24 protein-coding genes and 2 pseudogenes are annotated in these 26,128 nt (G+C 47.6%); 13 read left to right on the forward strand and 13 right to left on the reverse strand.

The features are described from left to right. Positions 1-39 precede the first annotated feature (39 nt). The 7 genes from acpP to yceD form a co-directional block, all read right to left on the reverse strand. Complete coding sequence (gene acpP / locus NFHSH190041_RS10580) at positions 40-273, reverse strand: acyl carrier protein (protein WP_006081231.1); 234 nt, start codon at positions 271-273, stop codon at positions 40-42. Positions 274-438: 165 nt separating this feature from the next. Beyond that, entirely contained in the window at positions 439-1,185 is a 747-nt protein-coding gene (gene fabG, locus NFHSH190041_RS10585) for a 3-oxoacyl-ACP reductase FabG (RefSeq protein WP_261921827.1), read from the reverse strand. 13 nt (positions 1,186-1,198) lie between these two features. After that, a complete protein-coding gene (fabD, locus tag NFHSH190041_RS10590; RefSeq protein WP_261921828.1) occupies positions 1,199-2,125 on the reverse strand; it encodes an ACP S-malonyltransferase in 927 nt (308 codons plus the stop codon). A gap of 94 nt (positions 2,126-2,219) precedes the next feature. Then, positions 2,220-3,173, reverse strand: coding sequence for a beta-ketoacyl-ACP synthase III (locus tag NFHSH190041_RS10595; protein WP_261921829.1), 954 nt, complete (start codon positions 3,171-3,173; stop codon positions 2,220-2,222). Positions 3,174-3,182: 9 nt separating this feature from the next. Continuing rightward, complete coding sequence (gene plsX, locus NFHSH190041_RS10600) at positions 3,183-4,211, reverse strand: phosphate acyltransferase PlsX (RefSeq protein WP_261921830.1); 1,029 nt, start codon at positions 4,209-4,211, stop codon at positions 3,183-3,185. A gap of 14 nt (positions 4,212-4,225) precedes the next feature. After that, positions 4,226-4,396, reverse strand: coding sequence for a 50S ribosomal protein L32 (rpmF, locus tag NFHSH190041_RS10605; RefSeq protein WP_011496728.1), 171 nt, complete (start codon positions 4,394-4,396; stop codon positions 4,226-4,228). Positions 4,397-4,413: 17 nt separating this feature from the next. Continuing rightward, on the reverse strand, positions 4,414-4,938 hold the full coding sequence (yceD, locus tag NFHSH190041_RS10610; RefSeq protein WP_261921831.1) for a 23S rRNA accumulation protein YceD: 525 nt from the start codon (positions 4,936-4,938) through the stop codon (positions 4,414-4,416). A 288-nt stretch (positions 4,939-5,226) separates the two neighbouring features. Between yceD and NFHSH190041_RS10615 the strand changes: the two genes are divergently transcribed. Beyond that, positions 5,227-5,811, forward strand: coding sequence for a Maf family protein (locus NFHSH190041_RS10615; protein ID WP_261921832.1), 585 nt, complete (start codon positions 5,227-5,229; stop codon positions 5,809-5,811). 257 nt (positions 5,812-6,068) lie between these two features. Here the strand turns inward: NFHSH190041_RS10615 and rluC are convergent, their stop codons facing one another. After that, positions 6,069-7,028 (reverse strand): 23S rRNA pseudouridine(955/2504/2580) synthase RluC, encoded by a 960-nt coding sequence (rluC, locus tag NFHSH190041_RS10620; protein ID WP_261921833.1) that lies wholly within the window; start codon positions 7,026-7,028, stop codon positions 6,069-6,071. Positions 7,029-7,620: 592 nt separating this feature from the next. Between rluC and rne the strand changes: the two genes are divergently transcribed. Next, the gene (gene rne, locus NFHSH190041_RS10625) at positions 7,621-11,157 is read left to right on the forward strand and encodes a ribonuclease E (protein WP_261921834.1); all 3,537 of its coding nucleotides are present in this window, start codon (positions 7,621-7,623) and stop codon (positions 11,155-11,157) included. Positions 11,158-11,562: 405 nt separating this feature from the next. Then, positions 11,563-13,122 (forward strand): SulP family inorganic anion transporter, encoded by a 1,560-nt coding sequence (locus NFHSH190041_RS10630; RefSeq protein WP_261921835.1) that lies wholly within the window; start codon positions 11,563-11,565, stop codon positions 13,120-13,122. A 42-nt stretch (positions 13,123-13,164) separates the two neighbouring features. Here NFHSH190041_RS10630 and NFHSH190041_RS10635 read toward each other — a convergent pair whose 3' ends face one another. Further along, the gene (locus tag NFHSH190041_RS10635; RefSeq protein WP_261925092.1) at positions 13,165-14,067 is read right to left on the reverse strand and encodes a bifunctional methionine sulfoxide reductase B/A protein; all 903 of its coding nucleotides are present in this window, start codon (positions 14,065-14,067) and stop codon (positions 13,165-13,167) included. Positions 14,068-14,229: 162 nt separating this feature from the next. Here NFHSH190041_RS10635 and NFHSH190041_RS10640 point away from each other — a divergent pair, with 162 nt between their 5' ends. Together NFHSH190041_RS10640 and ylqF are read left to right on the forward strand one after the other, a co-directional pair. After that, positions 14,230-15,069 carry a 2OG-Fe(II) oxygenase family protein gene (locus tag NFHSH190041_RS10640; protein WP_261921836.1) on the forward strand — a complete coding sequence of 280 codons (840 nt, stop codon included), beginning with the start codon at positions 14,230-14,232 and terminating at the stop codon, positions 15,067-15,069. 137 nt (positions 15,070-15,206) lie between these two features. Next, positions 15,207-16,142, forward strand: a complete 936-nt coding sequence (gene ylqF / locus NFHSH190041_RS10645; RefSeq protein ID WP_261921837.1) for a ribosome biogenesis GTPase YlqF — start codon at positions 15,207-15,209, stop codon at positions 16,140-16,142. 173 nt (positions 16,143-16,315) lie between these two features. Here ylqF and NFHSH190041_RS10650 read toward each other — a convergent pair whose 3' ends face one another. Continuing rightward, positions 16,316-16,501, reverse strand: a complete 186-nt coding sequence (locus NFHSH190041_RS10650; RefSeq protein ID WP_261921838.1) for a hypothetical protein — start codon at positions 16,499-16,501, stop codon at positions 16,316-16,318. A gap of 80 nt (positions 16,502-16,581) precedes the next feature. Here NFHSH190041_RS10650 and NFHSH190041_RS10655 point away from each other — a divergent pair. Next, a protein-coding gene (locus tag NFHSH190041_RS10655) for an IS3 family transposase (protein ID WP_261921823.1) occupies positions 16,582-17,657 on the forward strand; the annotation gives its coding sequence in 2 pieces (ribosomal slippage) (positions 16,582-16,834 and positions 16,834-17,657; 1,077 coding nt in all). Positions 17,658-17,697: 40 nt separating this feature from the next. Here the strand turns inward: NFHSH190041_RS10655 and NFHSH190041_RS10660 are convergent. Both NFHSH190041_RS10660 and NFHSH190041_RS10665 read right to left on the reverse strand, forming a co-directional pair. Further along, a pseudogene (locus NFHSH190041_RS10660) lies at positions 17,698-18,018 on the reverse strand (low molecular weight protein-tyrosine-phosphatase); the annotation flags it as partial. A gap of 172 nt (positions 18,019-18,190) precedes the next feature. Further along, the gene (locus tag NFHSH190041_RS10665; RefSeq protein ID WP_261921839.1) at positions 18,191-19,102 is read right to left on the reverse strand and encodes a DNA ligase; all 912 of its coding nucleotides are present in this window, start codon (positions 19,100-19,102) and stop codon (positions 18,191-18,193) included. Between the two features lie 341 nt (positions 19,103-19,443). Here NFHSH190041_RS10665 and NFHSH190041_RS10670 point away from each other — a divergent pair, with 341 nt between their 5' ends. Next, positions 19,444-19,815 carry a diacylglycerol kinase gene (locus NFHSH190041_RS10670; RefSeq protein ID WP_261921840.1) on the forward strand — a complete coding sequence of 124 codons (372 nt, stop codon included), beginning with the start codon at positions 19,444-19,446 and terminating at the stop codon, positions 19,813-19,815. Between the two features lie 27 nt (positions 19,816-19,842). Here NFHSH190041_RS10670 and NFHSH190041_RS10675 read toward each other — a convergent pair whose 3' ends face one another. Further along, positions 19,843-20,694, reverse strand: a complete 852-nt coding sequence (locus NFHSH190041_RS10675; RefSeq protein WP_261921841.1) for a LysR substrate-binding domain-containing protein — start codon at positions 20,692-20,694, stop codon at positions 19,843-19,845. Between the two features lie 116 nt (positions 20,695-20,810). Here NFHSH190041_RS10675 and NFHSH190041_RS10680 point away from each other — a divergent pair, with 116 nt between their 5' ends. From NFHSH190041_RS10680 to NFHSH190041_RS10705, 6 genes and pseudogenes are all read left to right on the forward strand, one after another. Further along, on the forward strand, positions 20,811-21,206 hold the full coding sequence (locus tag NFHSH190041_RS10680; protein ID WP_410010826.1) for a DUF413 domain-containing protein: 396 nt from the start codon (positions 20,811-20,813) through the stop codon (positions 21,204-21,206). Between the two features lie 40 nt (positions 21,207-21,246). Further along, a complete protein-coding gene (locus NFHSH190041_RS10685; RefSeq protein WP_261921842.1) occupies positions 21,247-22,233 on the forward strand; it encodes a RimK family alpha-L-glutamate ligase in 987 nt (328 codons plus the stop codon). A gap of 358 nt (positions 22,234-22,591) precedes the next feature. Continuing rightward, positions 22,592-22,918: pseudogene (locus NFHSH190041_RS10690) on the forward strand (GGDEF domain-containing protein); the annotation flags it as partial. A gap of 71 nt (positions 22,919-22,989) precedes the next feature. Beyond that, entirely contained in the window at positions 22,990-23,121 is a 132-nt protein-coding gene (locus NFHSH190041_RS10695) for a diguanylate cyclase domain-containing protein (RefSeq protein ID WP_261925094.1), read from the forward strand. 67 nt (positions 23,122-23,188) lie between these two features. Beyond that, entirely contained in the window at positions 23,189-24,385 is a 1,197-nt protein-coding gene (locus tag NFHSH190041_RS10700) for a cystathionine beta-lyase (protein ID WP_261921843.1), read from the forward strand. Between the two features lie 382 nt (positions 24,386-24,767). Continuing rightward, the gene (locus tag NFHSH190041_RS10705) at positions 24,768-26,066 is read left to right on the forward strand and encodes an anaerobic C4-dicarboxylate transporter (protein ID WP_261925095.1); all 1,299 of its coding nucleotides are present in this window, start codon (positions 24,768-24,770) and stop codon (positions 26,064-26,066) included. Positions 26,067-26,128: the final 62 nt, after the last annotated feature.

Below are 26,128 nucleotides of genomic sequence, written 5' to 3' on the forward strand. Positions count from 1 at the left end.
AAACAGGCGGCATATGCCGCCTGTTTTCAGGAATTCTGATTACTGATTCTTGGAAACGTAATCGATCGCAGCCTGAACGGTAGTGATCTTTTCAGCTTCCTCATCTGGGATCTCGGTGTCAAACTCTTCTTCCAGAGCCATTACCAACTCAACAGTGTCCAGAGAATCTGCACCCAGATCGTCAACGAAAGAGGCCGCTGGCTTAACGTCTTCTTCTTTAACGCCCAGTTGCTCTACAATGATTTTCTTTACACGTTCTTCGATGTTGCTCATTAGTTTTCTTTCCTATTCAAATTACGCACTTGCGTAAGATTTCGAGTAGTTTATTAGATTTGGCTGACAATGCAAGCCCCCATTTCGTGGTCTAACCACGCTCCAGGCGATTGAATTCGCGCAAAAACTTCCACGTTATTGCGACAAATTCTCTGCATTTTGCCATTAAACCATATACATCCCGCCATTCACATGCAATGTCTCACCTGTGATATAGGCCGCAGAATCTGATGCCAGAAAAACCACCGCATTGGCGATTTCCTGAGCTTGTCCAAGTCTATCCATAGGCACTTGGGACATAATTGCCTGCTGTTGCTCAGCGGTTAATTCATCTGTCATATCAGTTTGAATAAACCCTGGCGCAATGGCATTCACCGTAATTTGACGTGATGCCACTTCTTTAGCCAGTGACTTAGTAAATCCAACCAAACCAGCCTTAGCCGCGCAATAGTTTACCTGACCCGGGTTACCCATGGTACCCACTACTGAGCCAATATTGATAATCCGACCAAAACGCTTTTTCATCATGCTGCGCATAACAGGCTTAGACAAACGGAACAGAGATGTCAGGTTGGTATCAATAATATCTGTCCATTCATCATCTTTCATACGCATAAACAGATTATCTTTCGTGATACCGGCATTATTCACCAGAATATCCACATCACCACTACGGGTTTTAATGTCGGCATATAGCTGCGCCACAGAATCAGCATCAGTAACATTCAGCACCAATCCATAACCCTGTTCACCCAGATAAGCACTGATCGCAGCCGCACCAGTTTCACTCGTAGCGGTACCAATGACAGTGGCGCCGGCCTGAGCTAAAGTGGTTGCAATCGCTTTACCAATACCGCGACTGGCGCCAGTCACCAAAGCAATTTTGCCAGTTAAATCAAGAGAAAAACTCATTTACCACTCCTTGTTATTCAGCCAAAGCTGCGACGGAAGCCACATCATTAACAGTCTTCGCAGTCAAAGCACGATTAATACGCTTACTCAATCCGGTCAGCACTTTACCCGGTCCAACTTCCAGCAAAGTTTCAACCCCCGCAGCGGCCATCGCTTCTACCGTTTCTGTCCAGCGCACAGGGCAATATAATTGACGCACCAATGCCTCTTTAATGTCCGCAACAGCTGTTGGGCTAACAACGTCTACATTGTTGATAACCTTGATCTTTGGCTCATTGAAGTGGATAGACTCTAACGCCAGTGCCAGCTTATCTGCTGCAGGCTTCATCAAGGCACAATGGGAAGGAACACTAACAGGCAGAGCAACTGCCATTTTGGCACCCGCGGCCTTACATGCAGTAGCGGCACGTTCAACAGCAGCTTTAGCACCCGCAATGACCACCTGGCCTGGGCTGTTAAAGTTAACCGGGCTGACCACCTCACCTTCAGCTGCTTCTGCGCAAACCTTGGCAATTGCATCATTATCCAACCCGATGATGGCGTACATTGCACCAGTTCCAGCAGGCACAGCCTGTTGCATCAGTTGACCACGCAGCGCAACTAGCTTAACGGCATCTTTAAAGTCAATTACACCTGCACACACCAGCGCAGAATACTCACCTAGACTGTGACCGGCCATCATGGCAGGGTTAGCTAATCCCTGTTGCGCCAGAACTCGCCAAATAGCAACGCTGGCAGTCAGTAATGCGGGCTGGGTTTTGTCAGTTTCGTTCAGGGCCTCTACCGGCCCCTGCTGCACCAATGCCCACAGATCATATCCTAATGCATCACTGGCCTGAGAAAATGTTTCAGCCACAATATCAAATTCACCAGCTAACTCAGCCAGCATGCCAACACTCTGGGAACCCTGCCCAGGGAATACAAATGCGGTCTTTTCCATACGAGGTTACCTTCAGGCAAAGCCCGATATTTCACGGACAAAATTAAAAACAGGTGGAAAAAACCCGGCAAACGGCCGGGTTTTCAAATTAAGATCAGAAGCGAACCAGGGCACTACCCCAGGCAAAACCAGCACCAAATGCTTCCAACAGCAGCAATTGACCACGCTGGATTCTGCCATCACGGACCGCTTCATCTAATGCAATAGGGACTGATGCAGCAGAAGTATTGCCGTGTTTGGCCAAGGTCACGACGACTTTATCCATACTCATGCTCAGCTTTTTCGCTGTCGCGGCAATAATGCGATAATTTGCCTGATGAGGAACCAGCCAATCAATATCGGTCTTCTCGATATTATTCAAACGCAAGGTTTCAGTTACCACATGGGACAGCTGTGTTACCGCCACTTTGAACACATCATTACCTTTCATGGTAATAAAGCCATTCTCATCACCACCCAAACGGCTTGGTTCTGGACACTTAAGCAGCTCACCATAACGGCCATCGGCAAAAATATGGGTGTTAAGAATACCCGGCTCATCACTGGCACCAACTACCGCAGCACCTGCACCATCACCGAATAGAATCACTGTAGAGCGATCATTAGGTTCACAAAAACGGGACAGCACATCCGCGCCGATAACCAGCACTTTTTTCGCTGTACCGGTTTTGACAAACTGATCTGCAATCGACAACGCATAAATAAAGCCGGAACAGGCGGCAGATACGTCAAATGCAGGAATGGTGGCGACCCCTAACAGGGCCTGGATTTCGCAGGCTGCAGCTGGGAATGCATTATTAGCACTGGTGGTGCCAACAATAATCATATCCAGCTCGGCAGCATCAACACCCGCCATCTCCAATGCCTTTTCCGCAGCCTGATGCCCCATAGTGGACACAGATTCATCGCTGCCAGCAATGCGTCGCTCTGAAATACCAGTACGTTCCACAATCCACTGGTCATTGGTTTCCACCATCTGTTCCAGATCCTGATTGCTACGCACCTGTGCCGGCAGATAACTGCCGGTACCAAGAATTTTTGTATACATAAGGAGAAATCAGCTGTTTATATCTAAAAGAATCGACTCTAAACGATCTTTTATCATTTCAGGGAGTCGACGTTGAGCCTCAGTAACTGCCAGATTTACAGCCTGTAAAAAAGCTTCTTGATCAGCATTACCGTGACTTTTGACGACTATTCCGCGCAATCCTATCAGACTTGCACCGTTATAGTGGTCGGGGTTCATCTGATTGAGAACTTTTTGAATTCCCGGGGCTATCAGGCGAGCCAGCAAACGGATTAAAAAACCCTGAGTCAATCCTTTCTTTAACTGGTGCACCAATAATCTGGCAATCCCCTCAGATGTTTTTAGTGTAATGTTACCGACAAAACCATCACAGACGATCACATCTACATTGCCGGTGTAGATCTCATCGCCTTCAATGAAGCCGGTATAATTCAGTTGGGGTGTGTCCTGCAGATATTGGGCGGCATGCTGCACTTGATCATTGCCTTTCATCTCCTCAATACCAACATTGAGTAAAGCTACCCTTGGCCGTTCCACTTTTTCCACGGCTTCATACAACGCAGATCCCATTACCGCGAACTGAAACAGGGCTTCAGCATCACAGGCGACATTGGCGCCAAGATCGAGAAAATAAACCGGACGGTTTTTCGAGCTGGGTAAGCAGCTGACCAACGCTGGTCGGTCTACCCCAGGAAGTGTTTTGAGCAATACCTTAGCCATGGCCATTAACGCACCGGTATTACCAGCACTAACACAAGCATCAGCTTTACCATCACGCACCAATTCTATCGCAAGCCGCATCGAGCTGTTTTTACAGCGGCGTAAGGCATAAACGGGGCGATCAGACATTTGCACCACTTCTGTGGTATGGATGATGTCAATACGAGATAACTGCGAAGGCGATGCCGATTGCAGCAGAGGAGAAATTTTGGCTTTATCACCAACCAAAATTAAATTTAAGCAGGAGTGAATTGCCAGTGCCTGCAAAGCTGCAGGCACTGTCACATGGGGGCCGTGATCGCCACCCATCACATCCAACGCAAGCGTCAGATTTATCATAAGCTAAGCAACAATTACTTGTTGATTACCTTTTTACCACGGTAGAAACCATCAGCAGTCACGTTGTGACGCAGATGCAGTTCACCACTGGTAGCGTCTACTGACAGCTGAGCAGTGCTCAGCGCATCGTGTGAACGGCGCATACCACGCTTAGAACGAGATTTTTTATTCTGTTGTACAGCCATTGGCCCTGTCTCCTAGATTACTTGCTCTTCAGTTTTTCTAACACTGCAAACGGATTTGGACGCTCCTCTTGAGCGGGTTCAATCTCGCCTACGACTATATCTTTGCTTCCCTGGCTGCATTTGGAATCCTCATGCATAGGAATTAAAGGTACAGCAATAATCAATTCATCTTCGATCAATTGATGCAGACGGATCTCGCCAATTTCATTGCACTCAATAGGGTCATACGCATCCGGGAGCTCATCGATTTCTGCTGGAGTCCGACAAGGACTGAAGCAAAAGTCGACCGTAACCTCAGTGGTAAGTAGTGTCATGCAACGTTGACATGTCAGAGTGAGCTCCGTCACAGCCTTCCCTTTCAGGTAGACTATCCCCTGCAGATCAACACCACATTCCAACGACACTGTCACATCGGAACAGTCGCCGGCACATAACTCATTTAATCTCTTCAGTTGCTTACCCGGCACAACGCCCTGATAACTAGAGCGTGACTGGGCGGCACGGATGGGATCAATTGAAACCGGTATCTTTACTGTTTGCATAAGGCGCGCATATTATAGTTTGAAAACGTCGGAGTCAAAGGAAATATTAAGACGAAATTCGCATTTCTGCGCAATCCGTCAACCTGACACCGACACCGAAATTGGCGGACGCAAAATTTTACCCAAGCCGCCCCATCCACACAAGCACTACCAGTACAAAATAAAGGCGGTCGCCCACTTACAGATGGCTTTTTCGCCATTTTAGCTATCTTCTGTTTAAATCCATTGCAGTAATGACAATGAAACAGTGACAATAGTTAATCGAATTTTCACCAAAAGTGTAATTTTATGGCTTCTCCACTGGTTTTAGCTTCCAGTTCACCCTACCGTCAGGCGCTATTGGCTAAATTGCAACTGCCATTCGAAGCCGCTGCGCCAGAAGTCGATGAATCTCCCCGTCCTGGAGAAACCGCAACTGAATTGGTCACTCGTCTTGCGGGCAAGAAAGCTAAGGCATTAGCTAAACAGTATCCTGACAGCATCATTATCGGCTCAGATCAGGTTGCAGTCGTCGACAACAAAATCATCGGCAAGCCCCATACCCGGGATAATGCCATCGCTCAGCTCAGTGCCCAACAGGGAAAAACGGTCACCTTTTATACGGGGCTTGCGCTCTACCATAGTGGTCAGGATAAGTTATTAACCGACATGGACACCTTTGCCGTCAGCTTTAGAGCATTAAGCCATGCTGAGATCTGCCATTATATCGACAAAGAGCAACCCTATTACTGTGCAGGCAGTTTTAAAAGTGAAGGTTTGGGAATCGCACTCTTTGACCGGTTGACGGGGGATGACCCTAATACTCTGATTGGGCTGCCACTCATTTTACTTTGCCGAATGCTCAAACAATTTGGTGTAGCCGTGCTGGGATAACCCCTATCCCATCGCACATTGAGCTTTGTCGCCTTAACTCTAAATACGGCGAACTTGCAATGATGTTTAGCTAACCGAGCATCAACTAAGCACACAACACAGTTAAGTTCACAACATAACCGAGCTTATACAGGTGCAAAACAAGGCGCTAATGCACAATTGGTAATAAAAAAGCTGAGCCACAAATATGGCTCAGCTCATTCCAATAACTTATCGTGCAGTCACGCAGTCAAAAATAGCAGCGCGTCGTGACGCTATTACACTCGCTTGAGTTTGGTTAACAGCTGCTGCAAATTTTCATCCAGTGGCGCCTGCACCGTCATATATTCATCGGTATCAGGATGGATAAATTTTAGCTGCGCCGCATGCAAGAACAGACGATTCAACCCCAGCACACGCATGCTATCGTCAAACTTCTGCTCACTGTATTTATCATCACAGGCAATAGGATGACCAGCATACTGACAATGTACACGGATTTGATGAGTTCGACCCGTCACCGGGCTTGCCTGCACTAAAGTACAGCCATCATAGCGCTGCAGAATTTTAAAGCGAGTCTCAGACGGTTTACCTTCCTTATTAACCCGCACAATACGCTCACCAGATTTGAGGGTAATTTTCAGCAATGGTGCTTTAATCACTTTCTCATGGGACTGCCATGCCCCGCGAACCAGCGCTTGGTAGTCTTTCTGCATTTTTTTGAAACGCAGTTGATCATGCATATGTTTCAGCGCACTGCGCTTCTTGGCGATCAGCAGCACACCAGAGGTGTCTTTATCTAGACGGTGCACCAGCTCAAGAAATTTCTGCTCTGGGTATAACACCCGCAGCGCCTCAATTACCCCATAATCAACACCACTGCCACCGTGCACTGCAATGCCAGCAGGCTTATTTAGCACGATCAGGAATTTATCTTCATAAACGATACGGTCTTTAAGCTGGGAAACCCGGTGCAAACCGGCTGATGGCGCTTTACGCTCATCACGTTCGGCCACACGCACCGGCGGCACCCGAACGATATCATCCATCTGCAGTTTGTATTCTGGCTTAATCCGTTTTTTGTTTACCCGCACTTCCCCTTTACGCACGATACGGTAAATCATGCTTTTAGGAACGCCTTTCAGGGTCGTGAGCAGGAAATTATCAATTCGTTGTCCAGCGTGATCATCATCGATCGTCAGCAGCTGGACTTGTTGTTGCGCTTGTTCAGTATTCATGATGGACCATTTCATTATCACGGCGGCCATTGTACATCAGCAAGGTAAGATTTGCGGCTTTCCGTTGCTGAATTTTTTGATTGTTGCTATATTTCACCAGCGAATGGCAATGTAACTTCTGTGAATTGCTCACAAAAACACCATTCAAAAGCCGGTTCACCGCAGATAAAAACAAAACAGCTCTGGTCGCAACTCACTGATTTGCAAACCTAAACAAAGTAAAAACTTCAAAATCAAGCTTTTACGGTTAAACCGGAGTCCAGTTGGCAGTAACAGCCCATTATTTGCGCAAAAACCGTACCCGATTTCGAACAAAATTTTAACTGGTTGTCAGACAACGCAGATCGATCTCGGCATTATCGGATTTATTGAAAAAATTTATGGGGTTGGTTGAAGTAAAACAACGAATTCCTTGTTTTTGTATTTATTAAAAAATAAGCCATAAATAGGATGCGACACGCAGCGATGCGTCTAACAGTAATGCGCTCCCCCCTGCCTGCTGCCAGCCGTGAGGCTGCACCCTGAACCGCAGGCCCGTAATGCAGCGAAAAGTGGTGCCTGATGACCCCATTTAAAGAAGAATGATGTCATCATGAAACGTATGTTGATCAATGCAACTCAATCAGAAGAGTTGCGTGTTGCCCTAGTTGATGGGCAACAACTGTATGACCTGGATATTGAAAGCCCAGGCCACGAGCAAAAAAAAGCCAATATTTACAAGGGTAAAATCACCCGTGTAGAACCGTCTCTTGAAGCCGCTTTTGTTGACTATGGCGCAGAACGTCATGGTTTCCTGCCGTTAAAAGAAATTGCCCGCGAATACTTCCCTAAAGGCTACACCTTCCAAGGCCGCCCAAATATCAAAGAAGTCGTGCATGAAGGCCAGGAAGTTATCGTACAAATCGATAAAGAAGAGCGTGGTAACAAAGGCGCAGCCCTAACCACCTTCCTCAGTTTGGCGGGTTCTTATCTGGTATTAATGCCTAACAACCCTCGCGCGGGCGGTATTAGCCGTAGAATTGAAGGTGATGAGCGTACTGAGCTGAAAGAAGCCATGGCCTCACTGGATATTCCACAGGGAATGGGATTAATTGTCCGCACCGCAGGTGTTGGTAAAGATGCCGCTGAACTTAAGTGGGATTTAAACGTACTGCAGCACCACTGGGCTGCTATTCGTGAAGCCGCTGACAGCCGACCAGCACCTTTCCTGATCCATCAAGAAAGCAATGTTATCGTACGGGCAATTCGTGATTACTTACGCCGTGATGTTGGCGAAATTTTGATTGACCACGCCAAGATTTTTGAACAGGCCAAACAACATATTGCTTTGGTGCGTCCAGATTTTGTTGAACGGATCAAACTGTATAAATCTGAAGTGCCGCTGTTTACTCACTACCAGATTGAATCGCAAATTGAATCTGCGTTCCAACGTGAAGTACGCCTGCCATCCGGTGGTTCAATTGTGATTGACCCAACCGAGGCTCTGACCTCTATCGATATCAACTCAGCCCGCGCAACCAAAGGCGGTGATATTGAAGAAACCGCCCTGAATACCAACTTGGAAGCGGCAGATGAAATCGCCCGCCAATTACGCCTGCGTGACTTGGGCGGCTTAGTGGTGATTGACTTTATCGATATGACCCCAGTTCGCCATCAACGTGAAGTGGAAAACCGCTTGCGTGATGCGGTTCACCACGACCGAGCTCGGGTTCAATTAGGCCGAATCTCCCGTTTTGGCTTAATGGAAATGAGCCGTCAGCGTCTACGTCCATCACTGGAAGAATCTGCCGCTCACCTGTGTCCTCGCTGTCATGGCCAAGGCACTATCCGTGGAACCGAATCACTGGCACTGTCAATTCTGCGCCTGATGGAAGAAGAAGCCATCAAGGAAAATACCTCGCAAATTGAAGCCGTAGTTCCGGTCGATGTTGCCGCCTTCTTGCTCAATGAAAAGCGTAAAGCTATCCGTATCACCGAGCAGCGCCATAATGTTGAAGTTTACATTATCCCAGATGCGCACATGATGACCCCGGATTACCGTGTGGTACGTCATCGTAAGGATGATGAAATTCAAGAAGCCAGCTACAAGCGTACTGAAGAGCCAGAAAACAAGCTGTATGAGCCGCGCAAACTGGAGCGCACAGCAGCCGATGAACCGGTTCTGAAAGGTTTTGCCACACCGAAAAAGCCTCTGGCCAATAAGGCTGCAAATAACAAGCCTCAAGATCAGACAAAGCCAGGTCTATTCAGTCGCTTAGCTAGCGCTATTGGCGCACTGTTCTCATCATCTGATAGTCAAGAGCAAGCCAAGACAAACAACAAAGCACAGCAAGACAAGAAGGCTCAAGGCAATAGTAATAACGCCAACAACCGTCGTAACCGCCGCAATGATAGCCGTAGCGATAACCGCCGAGAGCGCAATGCTGATACTGAAAAGAGTCAGGAAACCGCTGCCGCGCAGGAAAAGCGCCGCAACAAGAAATCTGAAGTTAATGCCGAGCGTAATGCCCGCACTAACAACAAAGATGACAAACAGCAAAAGAATCAACAGGCTAAAGAGCGTGATACTGTACCTGCGGCCAAAGTTGAAAAAGAAAAAGAAACTAAACAGCAGCCAAAACAGGAAGCTGTTCGAGAACGCCGTCAGCGCCGCAATATGCGCCGTAAAGTGCGCCTGGAAAATGCCGAAACAACTGATGTTGCGGCAGAGCAACTGCCTGAGCAGCCAGAAATGACTCAGGCTAATGCGCCGGCTGAAGATAAAGCGGACAAGGCTCCGCGCCCACGCCGCCAACGTCGTGAAAAACAGCCACAGGAAAATGTTGAGTCACAAGATGACGCAGAAGCAGTAACTAACCAGTCTGCGACTGAACAGGTACAGGCTCCAACCGTACAGCCAGAGTCAACCGCAATTGATACTGCTACAGAAAATCAGCCAACTAATATTGCTGAGGCATCTACTGCTGATAATACGGAGCAAAAAGCAGAAGAGCGAGCTCAACGTGATACTCAGCGTCGCAGTCGCCGTAGCCCACGTCATCTGCGCGCCGCGGGTCAACGCCGCCGCCGTGATGAACAGGAAGCCGCACAACAGGCTGAGCAGCAAAATGTCGACAATAACTCACAGGAAACTGTGGTACTGGACGCCCAAGCTGATGTGATTGAAGTTGCCCCAGTGCAATTAAATCCAGCCAAGGCCACAACTGACAATGCTGCGAATGATGTTAAAACGGAACAAGCTGTAGTCACACAAGCCGCTAAGCCAGTTTCTCCTTGGACTGAAAAAGCAGCTAAAGCTAATGCTGAGTCAACTACAGCGTCAGCACCTAAAATGGCCAAAAACACTGTTGAGGCCGAGGCTAGCAATACTCAGGCTCAAACAGAAACGCAAACGCCTGCGACTGCCACCCAAGCAACTGACACAGCGGTAGTTGCACCGGCTGTTGAGCAAACTGCACCGCAGCAGCAAGTTGAAACTAAAAAGCCTCGCCGTAATATGGCCAGTGCTGCAATGGCTTCAGCTGCGCCAGCGCGTCCAGGAAAAACGGAAGTGAAGCCAAGCCCCGCAGTGGAGCAACCATCCTTGGCAACGCAAACCACTGAACCACTTGTTTCCACAGCAGAAACCAGTGAAGCCAAGAGTGACGTTCAGCCAAGCATCCAAGCTGAGACCGCTGTGACTGACATTGCACAAAAATCGGTTGAGACACAGGTTGCAGAACAAGTAGCTATTGCACCTCAGCAGGTTGAGTTGGCCTCAGAGCCAGTTACTGCAGCAAAAACGTGTGAAAAAGTAACCTCTGATGACAATACAAGTGTAGATGTTGACGTTGTAAAACAGGCCTCTGCCCCAATGGCAAAACCTGCACCAGTGATGCCTCGTCATGTTGTCGCACCAGTCACTGCAGCACATGCCGTTGAAGTGCAAGACAAGCCAGTAAGCCATACTGTAGCCAAACCAACCTCAGGACGCTTTGGTACTATGGTATCGTCTGCTATGACCAAGCCAAGCATTGAGCAACGTGACCGGGTAGAAACCCCGATAGGTCGCGAATATCAAGCCGGCAGTGTTGAGATCAGCCCGAAACATCAGGCCGACCATGCAGAATCTGATATGGCCCGTCCATAACGGTAACAGGGTAAAATAATTAAAAAGCCATGCATCTATGCATGGCTTTTTTATGTCCTTCTTCTGCCGGTTAAAATACCGACAAGTATCGATACCAGTATCTAACCTATATGACTCGATTAGACCCTTGCTCAGCTTAAAAAGCTGTCCCCCTTGCCTTACACACTGCCATATCGCTCATCGTCACATTCGTTTTTAAGCCAATCGCCAATATCTAACTCAATAGCCAAACCAATAGCGAGGGATGATTAACATAGAGATGACAGTTCAACACAGTGACTAGCGGCATGATGCTATGTACAACAAAGGTTAAATAAAATGTGCTACATCGGATGCAGCACAGGCTATTTTTTGTTAGTATGCGCCGCTTAAAATTTTAACAAGATCACATTTTTAAGGGGCTCAATGTTCGACATCATACGTCATAAAACCGCCAGTTCTAAGGCTGATCTGCTGTCAGGCATCACAGTCGCATTGGCATTAGTACCAGAAGCGGTGGCATTTGCCTTTGTTGCCGGGGTTCAGCCCATGGTGGGTTTATATGCGGCCTTTATCATGGGGCTGGTTACCGCATTAATTGGTGGACGACCGGGTATGATCTCCGGCGCCACGGGGGCCACCGCTGTTGTCATGGTGTCTCTTGTCGCCCAACACGGATTACAATACCTTTTTGCCACTGTCGTATTAGCAGGGCTTATCCAGATCAGTGCCGGCGCACTAAGACTGGGGAAATTTATCCGTATTGTTCCCTACCCTGTGATGATTGGCTTTGTTAATGGCCTGGCGATTGTCATTTTCCTTGCCCAATTAGGGCAATTTAAAGTTCCAGATACCGCCGGTGGGCTGCACTGGTTACAGGGGCAACAGCTGTATACCATGGCTGCATTGGTATTACTGACCATGGCAATTATTCATTTTTTGCCGAAAATCACGACAGCAATCCCCGCATCTCTGGCCGCCATTTTGGTCGTCACCGCCATCAGCATCGGTTTTAATCTCGATACCCGTAATGTCTTAGACTTCCTACAAGGAATGAGCGGCGATCCTTCCGCCACCATTGCCGGCTCGCTGCCCAGCTTTGCCATTCCCCATATTCCCCTCACACTGGACAGCTTATTCATTATTCTGCCCTATGCCTTTGTCCTTGCTGCAGTCGGATTGATTGAATCTTTGCTAACACTCACAGTAGTGGATGAAATGACCGGCACCCGAGGCCGTTCAAATAAAGAATGTGTCGGACAAGGCTTGGGTAATGTCACCTGTGGCTTTTTTGGTGCCATGGGAGGCTGCGCCATGATTGGCCAGTCAATGATCAACATTAATTCCGGAGGCCGTGGTCGTCTGTCTGGCATTACCGCAGCGCTAGCATTGCTAGCCTTCATTTTGTTTGGCTCACAACTGATCGAAATGATCCCGTTGGCCGCGCTGGTTGGGGTGATGTTCATGGTCGTACTCGGCACCTTTGAGTGGGCCAGTTTCAATATGATGCGTAAAGTACCGCGCTCTGATGCCTTTGTGATTGTATTGGTAACCATAGTCACAGTATTTACTGATCTGGCTTTTGCCGTCTTTGTTGGGGTCATTGTGTCGGCGCTGGTGTTTGCTTGGCAACATGCCAAACATATCCGTGTCAGTAGCCATACCACAGCAGCGGGTTGGAAGGTTTACCAGCTCGATGGCCCATTATTTTTCGGCTCAGCCGCAAACTTTCTTGAACTGTTTAATGCGGCGGATGATCCACAAGATGTAATTGTTGACTTTGGCCGTTCAAGAGTTGCTGATCATTCAGCATTGGATGCGATTGATACCTTGGCCGAACGCTATGCCAATGCCGGAAAACGCCTGCACTTACGGCATTTATCCCCGGATTGTGCCAAGGTTCTGAAGAAAGCGGGCAACCTAGTAGAGGTTAATGTCTTGGAAGATCCGGATTACAAGGTCGCCGACGATAAATTAGATTCTTAATTGAATAAGCACAGAGGCAGTTGCCTGCCTCTGTGCTGCTCCTTACTTCAATTTATCCGCAAAAATCTGCTTCACCTTATCCAGTTTAGGGCCAATGACTAATTGGCAATAACCCTGTTCCTGATTTCTGGCATAGTAATCATTGTGATACTCCTCTGCCGGGTAGAAGACATCAAAAGCGACTAACTCAGTGACCAAAGGCGATGACCATAGCCCTGATGCGTTTAATTTAGCAATCATGGCAGAGGCAATATCCTGCTGCATGGCGTTATGGGCAAATATCACGCTGCGGTATTGAGTCCCGACATCATTGCCTTGACGGTTCAACGTGGTAGGGTCATGACTGGTGAAAAAGACTTCCAATAATGCTTCATAACTAATTTGTTGGGGATCAAATTCAATCTGAACCACTTCCGCATGGCCAGTTGTGCCACTGCAAACACTGCGATAATCCGCTTTATCCGCATCCCCACCCGCATAGCCTGGCGTCACCTTTAACACCCCACGCAACGCCCTAAATACAGCCTCAACACACCAAAAGCAGCCGCCACCAAAAGTTGCCAATGCTGTTGTTGGTTGCACAGGCTCATCATCTTTGCCTTTAAACACCATGGAAACGGAATTTACACAATGCCGCAGATTTTTATCCGTCAGGTATTCACCAGAAAAAACATGGCCAAGATGGCCGCCACAGCCGGCACAGGTAATTTCAGTTCGACGACCATCAGCATCAAGGTGGCGCGCTACAGCACCGGGAATTTCATCATCAAATGCCGGCCAACCACAGTGGGCCTGAAATTTGTGCTCAGACAGATACAAGGGAGCATCACACTTACGGCAATGATACACCCCAGGGGCATCATGTTGATGGTACACACCACTAAATGGCCGCTCCGTCCCCTTTTCATCAATCACAAAACGTTCAAATTCATTCAACTCCCGCATAAAACCTCCATTACCGTCGGTTGCGGCAAACTGTACCAGCATTGAGACTCCTCACCGGACCCAAGCCTGAGAATGAAATCACAATGCATTGAATTATATTGATTTACACCATGAGTTTAATAAGGCTAGAATTTACTCAAATTAACAGCGAAGTGAATACCAATGACATTATCTCCCATTGATTACCATGCCAGAGACAGTGCCCAACAATTTGTTGATTCATTACAACAGACAGGTTTTGCCGTGCTGTATAACCACCCCATTAGTCAGACACTGGTCAATAAAGTCTACCAAGACTGGCAAAAGTTCTTCGCCAGCAATGACAAATTAAATTATCTGTTCAACCCCAAAACCCAAGACGGCTTTTTCCCATCAGAAGTTTCAGAAACCGCCAAAGGCCACTGCGTTAAGGATATCAAAGAGTATTTCCATGTTTATCCTTGGGGACGAATTCCAGCTCACCTTAATGATGATATTCTCAATTACTATCAACAGGCCAATCAATTAGCAACCGAATTACTCGATTGGGTTGACCAGAAATGCCCTGAAGAGATTATGACCCGTTTTTCTGTGCCCCTGCCGGAAATGATCCTCGATAGCCAAAAAACCCTTTTGCGAGTATTGCACTATCCCCCACTCACCGGTGAGGAAGAAATTGGTGCCGTACGCGCCGCAGCACACGAAGACATTAATCTACTCACTATCTTACCTGCCGCCAGTCAACCTGGGTTGGAAGTCAAAACCCGCGATGGACAATGGCTTAAAGTTTCTTGTGATTTTGGCCAGCTGATTATTAACAGTGGGGATATGTTAAAAGAAGCCTCAGGAGGCTACTTCCCTTCTACTACACACAGGGTTGTAAACCCCGTCAACGGCGCGGCTCACAGTTCACGGCTATCCTTACCGCTATTTCTTCACCCTAAACCTGAAGTGGTATTATCAGAACGTCACACCGCCCAGAGTTATCTCAGCGAAAGGCTGCGTGAGTTAGGCGTAATATGATGCTGTAGAAGATCCCATTTTCCAGTATGAATGCTGGATAAATCAGCGCCTAGAGGCGCTTTTTTTATGCTTTTGGCTGTTAAACCGCTACAATGGGCGCCGCTAAACCCGTTAGAGTTAAAAGGAACAGAATCCCCATGGCAATCCAATGGTTTCCAGGACACATGCACAAAGCCCGCAAAGAAATTGCCGAGGCGATGCCACAGATTGATTTGGTTATTGAAGTATTGGATGCACGCATTCCCTACTCCAGCGAAAACCCCATGGTTGCCAGCCTGCGTGGTGACCGTCCCTGCATCAAATTACTGAACAAATGCGATTTAGCTGATCCTGAGATCACCGCCCAGTGGATTGAATACCTTGAAAAAGAACAGGGTGTAAAAGCGATGGCGGTGACCACACTGCAGCCTGCACTTATCAAAAAAATTCCCGAACTGTGCCGCAAACTGGTCCCGAATCGCGTTGGCAGCGAAAAACAGCTCCGCACCATGATTATGGGGATCCCCAATGTTGGCAAATCGACCATTATTAACACCTTAGCAGGCCGTACCATTGCCAAAACCGGTAATGAACCAGCAGTCACTAAAGCCCAGCAGCGCATTAATCTCGGCAATGGCATTGTGCTGTCTGACACCCCAGGTATTCTTTGGCCAAAAGTGGACAATGAAGCATCCAGTTACCGTCTGGCCGTCACTGGTGCCATCAAAGATACCGCGATGGAATATGACGATGTCGCCATGTTTGCAGCAGAATATTTTCTCGCCGCCTACCCTCAGGCAATCCAAGAGCGATATAAAATCGATGAACTGCCAGCAACCGATATTGAACTGTTAGAAGAGATTGGCGCTAAGCGAGGAGCGAAACGAGCCGGAGGCCGAGTCGATCTGCACAAGGTTTCAGAGTTATTACTGCACGAATTCCGCTCTGGTAAAATTGGGCTGCTCAGCTTAGAGACGCCTGCAATGGCTGAGCAGGAAAAAGCCGAAGTAGCTCGAATTCTGGCAGAAAAGGCCGCAGAGAAAGAAGCCCGCAAAGCTGCAGAGAAACTGAAACGCTCCGGCAAACGTCACTAAGCGTGCAAGCGTTATAAAGTAATTCCCCATAGCAAAACAGCGGCCAATGATGGCCGCTGTTTTATTCTCTCTTCGCCTTTTGCAAACACATTCATATCGTTAGCCAGCGATTGGTAATGCGTAATCACAGATAAAAGTGAGCGAGTATGCAATGTCATGCATTGCCACAACCATCAACTTAATGCGCTTCGCGCGCCACTGGTCAACGCATCCACACGCTCAAGTACCGCATCACTGACGTCTTCAAGCAAATCAAGCACATGATCAAAGCCCCCTGTGCCGCCATAATAAGGATCCGGTACATCCTTCCCGACAGCTTCCACCATATCTCGCATCAAATGCAATTTATCCTGCAACACAACTGGACAGGTAGTCCCCCCTAAAAATAACAGCAGCCAAAAGTAGAATTTTCTCGTAAGGTAAACGCAGGAGATTCGACATGAAAACATCGCGATACACGGACAGTCAGATAATCAACATCCTCAAGCAAGCTGAAGCAGGAGCACCCGTTCCAGAGCTTTGTCGTGAGCATGGCATGAGCAGTGCGACCTTTTACAAATGGCGGGCAAAATACAGTGGGATGGATGCGTCACTCATGGCGCGTATGAAAGAACTTGAAGACGAAAACCGACGGCTCAAGAAAATGTATGCTGAAGAACGTCTCAAAGCCGAAATTATTCAGGAAGCCATGGCAAAAAAGTGGTGAAGCCCAGTGAGCGACGCGTGCTTGCTCAGCAGTCTGTGGCGGCTTCAGACATCAGTATTCGAATGGCATGTCGCATTTTCAGCGTCAGTGAGACTTGCTACCGCTACCAATCAGTCCTGCGAGACGAAAATGCAGACATTGCCAATTGGCTTATTCAGCTGACGACAGATGAAAATGACTGGGGCTTTGGTCTGTGCTTTGATTACCTGCGCAATGTGAAGGACAAAACATGGAACCACAAACGTGTGTATCGTATTTATTGCGAGCTAGCGTTAAACCTGCGTATTCGTCCTAAACGACGGCTAAAACGCCATGCTCCAGAGCCGTTAAAAGAACCCGTGCGGCCGAATCAAGTATGGTCCGTCGATTTCATGCATGACCAGTTGGCTGATGGTCGCAGCTACCGTTTATTTAATGTGATTGATGATTATCATCGTGAAGGCTTGGCGATTGAAGCGGGACTGTCACTGCCAGCACTAAGGGTTATCCGAACTCTTAATCAACTCTTGGAACAACGCCCTAAACCTTCCATTATCCGTTGTGATAATGGGCCTGAATTCATTAGCGGTGAGTTTGTTAATTGGGCCAAGCAACATAACATTCGGATTGAATATATTCAGCCAGGTAAACCTCAGCAGAACGCCTATATCGAGCGACACAACAAAACGATTCGATACAGTTGGGTGAGCAAGCATCTATTCGATTCAATTGAGGAGGTACAAGACTATGCGACAAAGTGGCTATGGTTTTACAATCATGAACGACCACACAAAGCCAATAACGGCAGGCCACCACTGATGGCTGCTTAATCTCTACTTTTAATGGCGGTTAAAAAAGGGAGGACTACCGACACTGTTGCTTAAGTGCAAGCAGATTCTGTTTATCTGCCGCTAAAATCAGATCAAACTGCTCAAAATCAGCATGGCAAACTTGCCGCGCCGTAATACCAGCAAAATCATAGCCTCTCACCTTGCCGGCGGCAATACTGCGTTTATCTGGCGTTTCACCACAGTGATAAGCATGGGTCCCCGCAGAGTCAAGCTTTACAGCAATCCCCCGTGATTGCGCTTTATGGCGACAAACCGCCTCTGCTGTAGGTGAGCGACAAATATTACCCATACAGACGAATAACACTGCTGGCAATGCGCCTAACTCAGGTGGACAAGACATTAGCGCCCCCAATAACACAACTAGGTTAATGCCTTGAGCATACCCGAAATCAATGACAAAACGGTAAAACAAGCACAGCCACTTCAAGAAAAGTCACTTCAAGCAAAGTCACATATTAAGGTATATGGCGAAGAGATAAGCACTCAACAACGCCGACCTTATCCCTAATATTTTACTGCGCCGCTCTGATCCGCAGAAAACTGGCAAAACGGGGTAATCCATTGGCCGTCAGCCCCCGGTACCGATAGGTAATCACCGCCCCAATTGGTGGCGGCATACGCCGCTCAGCATCACTAAATCCAGTCCCAAGATTAAATTGTTTACCGTTATCGCCTATGACTTGTAATGCTCCCAGCATGCCGGTGTATTTTCCCTTCCCCGGAATATGCCCAATAACTGTCGCTTCAGCATCGTACTCAAGTTTAAGTTTGATCAAATCCCGGCTGCGGCCTTGCTGATAATGGGCATCCCGATGGTGCAACATCAACCCCTCTGCCCCATCAGCAACATACTGTGCTAGCAAGGTATCAAGTTGCTGTAATGAGTTAACCTTAAACTGAGGCACAATCTGCAAATAAGGTGATGCATCAACCCATTGACCGAGGTGTTTATAACGCTCGCCAAAAGGCGCATTATTACCAGATAAATCAAACACCATAAACTTTACCTGCTGCCATAATGGATCGTCCTGACTATAATGCCGCCGTACCAAGGCAGAGACTTCATTAAAACGACCACGCCCCAACCAAATTTCACCATCTAAGGGGACATTGGGAAATGAAGCCGTAAACCAGTCAGGTACGGGTATAACCCGACCACTACGGCTCAACATCTGTTGCCCAGTCCAAAATCCCCGAACCCCATCATATTTTTCACTGATAAAATAAGTTTGGATCTCAGCCAGCGGCGCGGCACTGAAACGACTGGCCAACTGCACTGCCGGCCGCTCAGCAGCAACAGCTAATGAGTCCGACAACGCCAACAAAAGCAACAGCCCACTGACCCAATAGCGGCACATGCCAATATTTTCCCCTGAGATACAATCTATCGCACTAAGACAATATCCTTTTGCTAAATTGGCCATATGCCTCCCTGCTAGCGCGCTGTTCTCTCAAACAGGCGTTAATAACACCGCGGTTAATATTCACCGTTCAGCATAGAAGAAAATACGCACTCAATTTGCAATGAAAATAATTGATAACTGTTACAGATCTGCTGTTTTGTGGCAAATCACTGCCAAACTCAGCTAACGACAACACGTTTACCAATCAGCACGATTACAGATAACTCCGACATAGAAATAGCTCAGCCATAGGGCTTAAATAACTATTCCTTTACAATCAATATTTAATTCATCGCTCGAGCAATGATATACTCGCCGACATTAAATTTGTTACATTCTGATACGGCAGCTTTAGTACTTATATGAAACCGGCAAATAATCACGGCATTAAACGCGTCATCCGGGCGACCGGCTTTTCCATCCAAGGGCTTAAAGCCGCATGGATTCACGAAGCCGCATTCCGTCAGGAGTGTATTCTGGCCATCATACTGTTACCACTGGCTTTTGTGTTTAATACCACCACAGTTGAAAGCCTGCTGATGGTCATTACCGTCTTTCTGGTGCTGATTGCTGAGTTGATTAACTCCGCAATTGAAGCGGTAGTCGATCGTATTAGCGATGAAATCCACCCATTAAGTGGTCGGGCAAAGGATATCGGCTCTGCCGCTGTATTTTTGGCGCTGGTACTCTGTGCGATAACTTGGGCTTTAATCCTACTGCCTAAATTGCTGTGATTTCTGTTCACAGCTAAAAAAAGCGGCTCACAGAGCCGCTTTTTGTTGTAACACACCGATGGCGGATTGAATAATCGCCAGCCGATCATTCTGCCCCCAATATCCCAAATAGACACTACGGCTTAAACTGGCGGCATCTTGCACCAAGTGTAATTTCCCCTGTGCTAAACCATCCTGAATGAGGTGATGTGGTAAAAAAGCGGTCGCCTGATTATTCAACACAAAATCCAATGCCATCGCTGCACTACCGGTATGCATAGAAGGCAAGGGTAAGCCAACAAAATCGCGAGCATGCTGAATATTGAAGGCTGTCCCCCAATTCACTTTAACATAGGGATATTGTCCTACGTCAGCCAGAGAAATATCACCCGCCCCGGAAACCAAGCACAGTTCCACTTCCCCGAGTTTAATATGTTCCAGCTCATCCATCTGCGGAGCATCAAAAGAAATCATCACATCCAGCGTTCTGGCCAACAATTGCCGACTCATCACGCTGTGAGGTAACTCCTCTGTTCTTAATGCAACGCCACTCAGCGCTTGATGCAAAGGTTGCAATACAGGCTGCAGATAAGCCCCCCATATATTAGGCACCGCACCAATAGCTAATTGAATACTCTGCTCATTACTTAGCGAGATATCCTGCTTGGCCCGCTCCCATGCCGTTAAAATAGCCTCAGCATGTACCAGCATTCGCTCACCTGCGCTGGTTAATTGAATATTATTGCGCTGACGAGCAAACAGTGCGACACCTAACACACTCTCCAACTGCTTCACCCGAAAGCTTACCGCACTGCGGGTTAAAAAAAGGTTATCGGCCGCTTTACCAAAATGACGGGTACGAGCCACCTCAAGAAAGGTTTTCAGCAGATCAGTATCCATAAAATTTCTTTACCAACAGAGACAAATTATTTTGTTTTCAAATTGCATGATACTCGCCAATACTGTCGCGGGAAATCGTTGCAGCGCAATAGTGCGAACTGAATTAAGGAAAATTTATGGCCGGACCGGAACTGACCGACCTTGCAGGCATGGAGCAACACACCAGTGCACAGGGCGGGTTTATCTCTTATAAACGTTTTTATGATGACACCCATTTCCCGCGGGGCTTTAGCCGCTGTGGCGACTTTACCACCAAAGAAGCACAATTACTGGAGCAGCATGGCCACGCCATGCAGGCACTGGCCCGGGCAGAACGTGTGCCTGTGACCGTTGAAGAAACACAATTCGTCGAAGTTTTGAGTGGACAGCGCGCCGCTGAGACTTTGTTAGAGCGCATCTGGCTAAAGTATTGTAAACTGTGCGCCGGAAAACCCTTTTACTCCGTCAGCAATAGCCCACGGGGACTGGGTTCACACACAATATTGTACGACCCTGATGACGCTCCCTATTGAGAGCTTGAGGAAGACTAATGAAAATTGAGGTTTGCATCTAATGCGCGGCTGGATTTTATATAAAGAAACCGCCACCCTGCTAAAACCTGAATTGTATGAAATCAATCGCCTTTTGGAAGCAGCCAAAGCGGACAACATTGAGTTGGAAGTGTATGCGCCAGAAGAGTTTGATTTGACGGTTACCAGAGAGGACAACAAGAGTATCCTGTTAAACGGTCAACCTGTAGAGTTGCCCGATTTCATTATTCCACGGATGGGGTCAGGTACCACTTACTTTGCCTTGGCGATTATTCGCCACTTGGAACGGTTGGGCGTGTACTGTTTAAATTCATCCAGCGCGATCGAAACAGTAAAAGATAAGCTGTTTTCCCAACAGCTGCTGGCTGAAAAAAACCTGCCAACCCCCAAAACCATGCTGGTAAAGTTCCCGGTAGATGTGGATTTGGTTGAGCGCCATCTAGGCTTCCCTGTTGTGATTAAAACCCTATCTGGCTCTCAAGGCAGTGGGGTTTTTCTGTCACATAAAGCACGGGAATTTGATGATCTGATGCAGCTTATCGAAGCCACTAACAAAAACACCAATATTATCCTGCAGGAATTCATCGCCAATAGTCATGGCCGTGATCTGCGGGTATTCACTATTGGTGGTCGGGTGGCTGGCTGTTATGAACGTCGCGGACAAGAAGATAGCTTTAAAGCTAACGTCAGTGCCGGTGGTTCAGCACGGCCTTTTGAAGTGACACCAGAAATTGAATGGCTAGCAACGCAAACAGCTAACATTCTGGATCTGGATGTTTCTGGTATTGACCTTTTATTTGATAATGGTCACTACAAAATCTGTGAAGCCAACTCGTCTCCTGGCTTTGAAGGGCTTGAATCCTGTCTGAATGTGGATATTGCGGCACAAATTCTGCACTTTATCCGTATTCGTCTGGGTCTGTTCAACAAAACGTCTCCTGTGAGTCCGGTTCACCCAGAGTCTATTAAAAAGACCAAAGTGATCAAAGAGATAAAAAGCGCTGAATAATATTCAGTCGCAATAATCACTCAAACGCAGCTCCGGCTGCGTTTTTTATTTTCCCTCTTTTTTGATTCCCCATCAGCTTTTCGGCAATACCTTAGTCTGTGAACCTTGCAAACTTGGTTTAACCGTGATTTAAAGATGCGCTAACCAAGATGAAGACTCTGATATGTCGCTGCGCTACCTATCAAAGCCTCTGCCTTGTATAAAGCATCCTCAAATCGCTGCAAAAACAAACTTAAAAGGTCAACAACCCCTAGAACAGGTGATGAATATGGTGCGAGGCATTGTTAATGAGTCTGATAATATCCACAGCAGCACCCGCTACTTTAGTGCTCAACTTGAGCGTGCAGAACAAGAAATCATGCTCCTGAAACAGTGTTTAGCGGCAACTGAGCAAGACTCCCTACACGATGCACTGACAGGCATATTAAACCGCAGGGCATTTGATGCGGATTTGCAAAACTTAGCCTCAGTCAACGTCAATGACTGCGGACTTATCCTGGCCGATATCGATCACTTCAAACAATTTAATGACAGCTTCGGCCATCAACTTGGGGATCAAGTGCTCAAAGCCGTCACCAAACGCCTGGGGGAACACTGCCGGGATGGTGCTAGGGTTTACCGTTATGACGGGGAGGAGTTTGCCATTCTGGTCCCCAGTCGGCCTTTGCCACAAATTCGCCATTTAGCCGACTCCATGCGGCGAGGAATTGAAAAATTACCATTAAGGACCGCAGACAAGGCGGCATTATTGATGGTATTTCCGCCTCTGTTGGTGTCAGTTGCCACCAACAGGCAGAATCCCTTAGCCTGTTTATCGCACAGGCTGATACCCAGCTATATGAAGCTAAAAAACTGGGACGTAACCGGGTTATGCCCATCATTGCCTGATACCAATTAAGCATGGTTGCTGTTATAACTGTTGACCTGCCGTCAGAAAAGGAATGGGACAACCGCTATGAGCAGTAAACAGGACAAATCAGCCACAAAAGTGATCAATGCCGGCAGGGCTAAACAATGGACCGGCAGTGCCGTTAATCCTCCCGTCGTGCGCGCATCGACCATCATTTTTGATTCTGTTGCACAAATGCAGCAAGCCAGCACTAAAAGAGCCGATGCCGCACCATTTTATGGCCGACGTGGAACCAGTACCCACTTTGCCTTTCAAGCCGCCATCACTGAATTACAAGGTGGTGCGGGAACTGCGCTGTATCCCTCTGGCGCCGCCGCCATTAGCGGGGCACTACTCTCATTTCTGCGGGCAGGAGATCACCTTTTAATGGTGGATTCAGTGTATGAACCAACCCGAGAATTATGCGATACGTTATTACAAGGGTTTGGTATCGATACCAGTTATTATGACCCTCTCATTGGCGAAAACATCACCAGTCTTATCCGCCCCAATACCCGGGTTATATTTATGGAATCACCTGGCTCTATCACCATGGAAGTGCAGGACGTTCCAGCCCTGTGCCGCGCAGCCAAGGCCCATAATATTATGACTATGTTGGACAATACCTGGGCAACGCCACTACTGTGTGATCCTTTCAGTATGGGAATTGATATTGTCATCCATGCGGCCACCAAATACATTGCCGGACACTCGGATGTGATGCTGGGTACCGCCACAGCATCCGCTGCGTACTGGCGACAATTACAGCAGCATTCATACCTGCTGGGGCAATGCACCAGCCCAGATGATATCTACCTGGCCAGTCGGGGCTTGCGTACCCTCTCTGTCCGACTGAAACAACATCAACACAATGCGGCCACAGTGGCCGCATGGCTGGCCACCCGCCCAGAAGTAGACCATATCCGACACCCGGCATTTGATACCTGTCCCGGCAACGCATGTTTCCAACGGGACTTTAACGGCAGTAATGGGTTATTTTCTGTGGTACTGAAACATGGCAGCCGCACTGCCATAAATGCCATGCTCGATTCATTGCAACATTTTAAAATGGGGTTTTCTTGGGGCGGATATGAAAGTTTAATTTTAGCTGTGAATAATATTGATAGAATCAGAACAGCAACCCAATGGGATAAGAGTAAGCCTTTATTAAGATTACATATTGGCCTTGAAGATCCTGAAGATCTCATTGCAGATCTTAGCCATGGATTTGCCCAATTCCATGCTCATCAGGCTTCAATCTAATAGCCTGCACCGAATAACAAGCCGCCAATAGCTTATATGCTCAAGGCGGTTTTTTTATGCTCTTTTTTTGAGCCAAATCGGCATCTATATTAATCTCACCTATACATATCGCCAAACCATCAATTCCAGCAATAATGCATACTTTGCATCTTTCTTGCTATGCCATTGAGCCATTCATAAATCCTAAATTTCATTGGTAAACCGCGTTACCTACAAGGATCGCCACCGGCTAAACACGATCAATATCACACTACGCCGCAAAACTTGAAGCCTGCAGTGATTTTCCACCAAGATAAATACCAACTTCAGATAAAATTAATGTTTATTTTACTGATACAGCCCAGTCTGTTTCAGTGTTGTTGTATCCGGGGGAAAGTGCATGATGTTGTCTCTTGAGTTGGCGATAGTGCTGCTCAGTATTTTTATTGGTGCCCGTATCGGCGGTATTGCCATTGGTTTTGCTGGCGGATTAGGCGTGATGGCTCTCGCACTACTAGGTATCCATCCGGGGAATATACCTTGGGATGTTATCTTGATTATCATGTCAGTCATTTCGGCCATCGCCGCCATGCAAATCGCCGGCGGGATGGATTATCTGGTTAGCTTGGCGGAAAACCTGTTGCGCCGCCATCCAGATAAAATCACCCTCCTGGCGCCACTGATCACCTATTTTATGACGCTATTAGCGGGCACCGGACATACTGCTTTTTCCACCCTGCCGGTCATTGCTCAAGTCGCTAAAGAGCAACAAATTCGTCCATCTCGCCCGTTGTCCGTTTCCGTAATCGCATCCCAGATTGCCATTACTGCCTCTCCTGTCTCGGCAGCCATGGTGTTCTTTGCCGGGTTAATGGAACCCAAAGGCATAAGCTACCCGCTACTAATCGCTATTTGTGTTGGCTCAACCTTATCCGCCGTGATCTTAACCGCCATGGTGGCAAATTTTCTTGGCTGTGAGCTAAAAGATGATCCCATCTATCAACAGCGGCTGGCCAAGGGTGAAATTAGCCTGCAACCGAGTAATCAGGTGGCGCTCAAGCCCGGAGCGAAACGCGCAGTATTCATCTTCTTAGTGGCGATCATTCTCATCATGGCGTATGCCACAGCCATCTCCCCAGCGGTTGGATTCATCACGGCACCGCAATTATCCCGCGATCAAGCCATTATCGCCCTAATGCTAACGGCAGCGTTGACCATCACCGTTAGCTGTAAAATACAAACGGATCTGATTGTTACCGCTCCGACATTCCGCTCCGGCATGTCGGCCTGTATCTGTGTGATGGGGGTAGCTTGGCTAGGAGACACATTTGTGGAGGCCAATCTTGAGCTTATCCAGCATACCGCAAGTACCTTGCTGCACAGTTACCCTTGGATGCTGGCGCTAGTGCTATTTTTTGCCGCCATGCTGCTGTATTCCCAAGCGGCAACCACTAAGGCCTTAATGCCAGCAGCGTTGGCACTCGGCGTTAGCCCTATCACGGCAATCGCCTCTTTTGCGGCAGTATCTGCGTTGTTTGTTTTACCAACCTACCCCACGCTGTTAGCTGCGGTGGAAATGGACGATACCGGCTCCACCCGTATTGGCAAAGCGGTATTCAACCACCCATTTATGATCCCCGGAATACTTGCCATTAGCTTATCGGTCTGTTTCGGATTTGCCCTTGCTCATCTGCTGTTGTAATCGGTAAAGCTAACCGCATAACAAAAAACGCAACCTGATGGTTGCGTTTTTTGTATTTAAGA

Source organism: Shewanella sp. NFH-SH190041 (assembly GCF_024363255.1).
GTDB lineage: Bacteria > Pseudomonadota > Gammaproteobacteria > Enterobacterales > Shewanellaceae > Shewanella.

Bases quoted from the DNA above. Each gene is read 5' to 3' on its own strand.
- acpP (WP_006081231.1), bottom strand. From the start codon at position 273: ATGAGCAACATCGAAGAACGTGTAAAGAAAATCATTGTAGAGCAACTG.
- fabG (WP_261921827.1), bottom strand. From the start codon at position 1,185: ATGAGTTTTTCTCTTGATTTAACTGGCAAAATTGCTTTGGTGACTGGC.
- fabD (WP_261921828.1), bottom strand. From the start codon at position 2,125: ATGGAAAAGACCGCATTTGTATTCCCTGGGCAGGGTTCCCAGAGTGTT.
- NFHSH190041_RS10595 (WP_261921829.1), bottom strand. From the start codon at position 3,173: ATGTATACAAAAATTCTTGGTACCGGCAGTTATCTGCCGGCACAGGTG.
- plsX (WP_261921830.1), bottom strand. From the start codon at position 4,211: ATGATAAATCTGACGCTTGCGTTGGATGTGATGGGTGGCGATCACGGC.
- rpmF (WP_011496728.1), bottom strand. From the start codon at position 4,396: ATGGCTGTACAACAGAATAAAAAATCTCGTTCTAAGCGTGGTATGCGC.
- yceD (WP_261921831.1), bottom strand. From the start codon at position 4,938: ATGCAAACAGTAAAGATACCGGTTTCAATTGATCCCATCCGTGCCGCC.
- NFHSH190041_RS10615 (WP_261921832.1), top strand. From the start codon at position 5,227: ATGGCTTCTCCACTGGTTTTAGCTTCCAGTTCACCCTACCGTCAGGCG.
- rluC (WP_261921833.1), bottom strand. From the start codon at position 7,028: ATGAATACTGAACAAGCGCAACAACAAGTCCAGCTGCTGACGATCGAT.
- rne (WP_261921834.1), top strand. From the start codon at position 7,621: ATGAAACGTATGTTGATCAATGCAACTCAATCAGAAGAGTTGCGTGTT.
- NFHSH190041_RS10630 (WP_261921835.1), top strand. From the start codon at position 11,563: ATGTTCGACATCATACGTCATAAAACCGCCAGTTCTAAGGCTGATCTG.
- NFHSH190041_RS10635 (WP_261925092.1), bottom strand. From the start codon at position 14,067: ATGCGGGAGTTGAATGAATTTGAACGTTTTGTGATTGATGAAAAGGGG.
- NFHSH190041_RS10640 (WP_261921836.1), top strand. From the start codon at position 14,230: ATGACATTATCTCCCATTGATTACCATGCCAGAGACAGTGCCCAACAA.
- ylqF (WP_261921837.1), top strand. From the start codon at position 15,207: ATGGCAATCCAATGGTTTCCAGGACACATGCACAAAGCCCGCAAAGAA.
- NFHSH190041_RS10665 (WP_261921839.1), bottom strand. From the start codon at position 19,102: ATGGCCAATTTAGCAAAAGGATATTGTCTTAGTGCGATAGATTGTATC.
- NFHSH190041_RS10670 (WP_261921840.1), top strand. From the start codon at position 19,444: ATGAAACCGGCAAATAATCACGGCATTAAACGCGTCATCCGGGCGACC.
- NFHSH190041_RS10675 (WP_261921841.1), bottom strand. From the start codon at position 20,694: ATGGATACTGATCTGCTGAAAACCTTTCTTGAGGTGGCTCGTACCCGT.
- NFHSH190041_RS10680 (WP_410010826.1), top strand. From the start codon at position 20,811: ATGGCCGGACCGGAACTGACCGACCTTGCAGGCATGGAGCAACACACC.
- NFHSH190041_RS10685 (WP_261921842.1), top strand. From the start codon at position 21,247: ATGCGCGGCTGGATTTTATATAAAGAAACCGCCACCCTGCTAAAACCT.
- NFHSH190041_RS10700 (WP_261921843.1), top strand. From the start codon at position 23,189: ATGAGCAGTAAACAGGACAAATCAGCCACAAAAGTGATCAATGCCGGC.
- NFHSH190041_RS10705 (WP_261925095.1), top strand. From the start codon at position 24,768: ATGTTGTCTCTTGAGTTGGCGATAGTGCTGCTCAGTATTTTTATTGGT.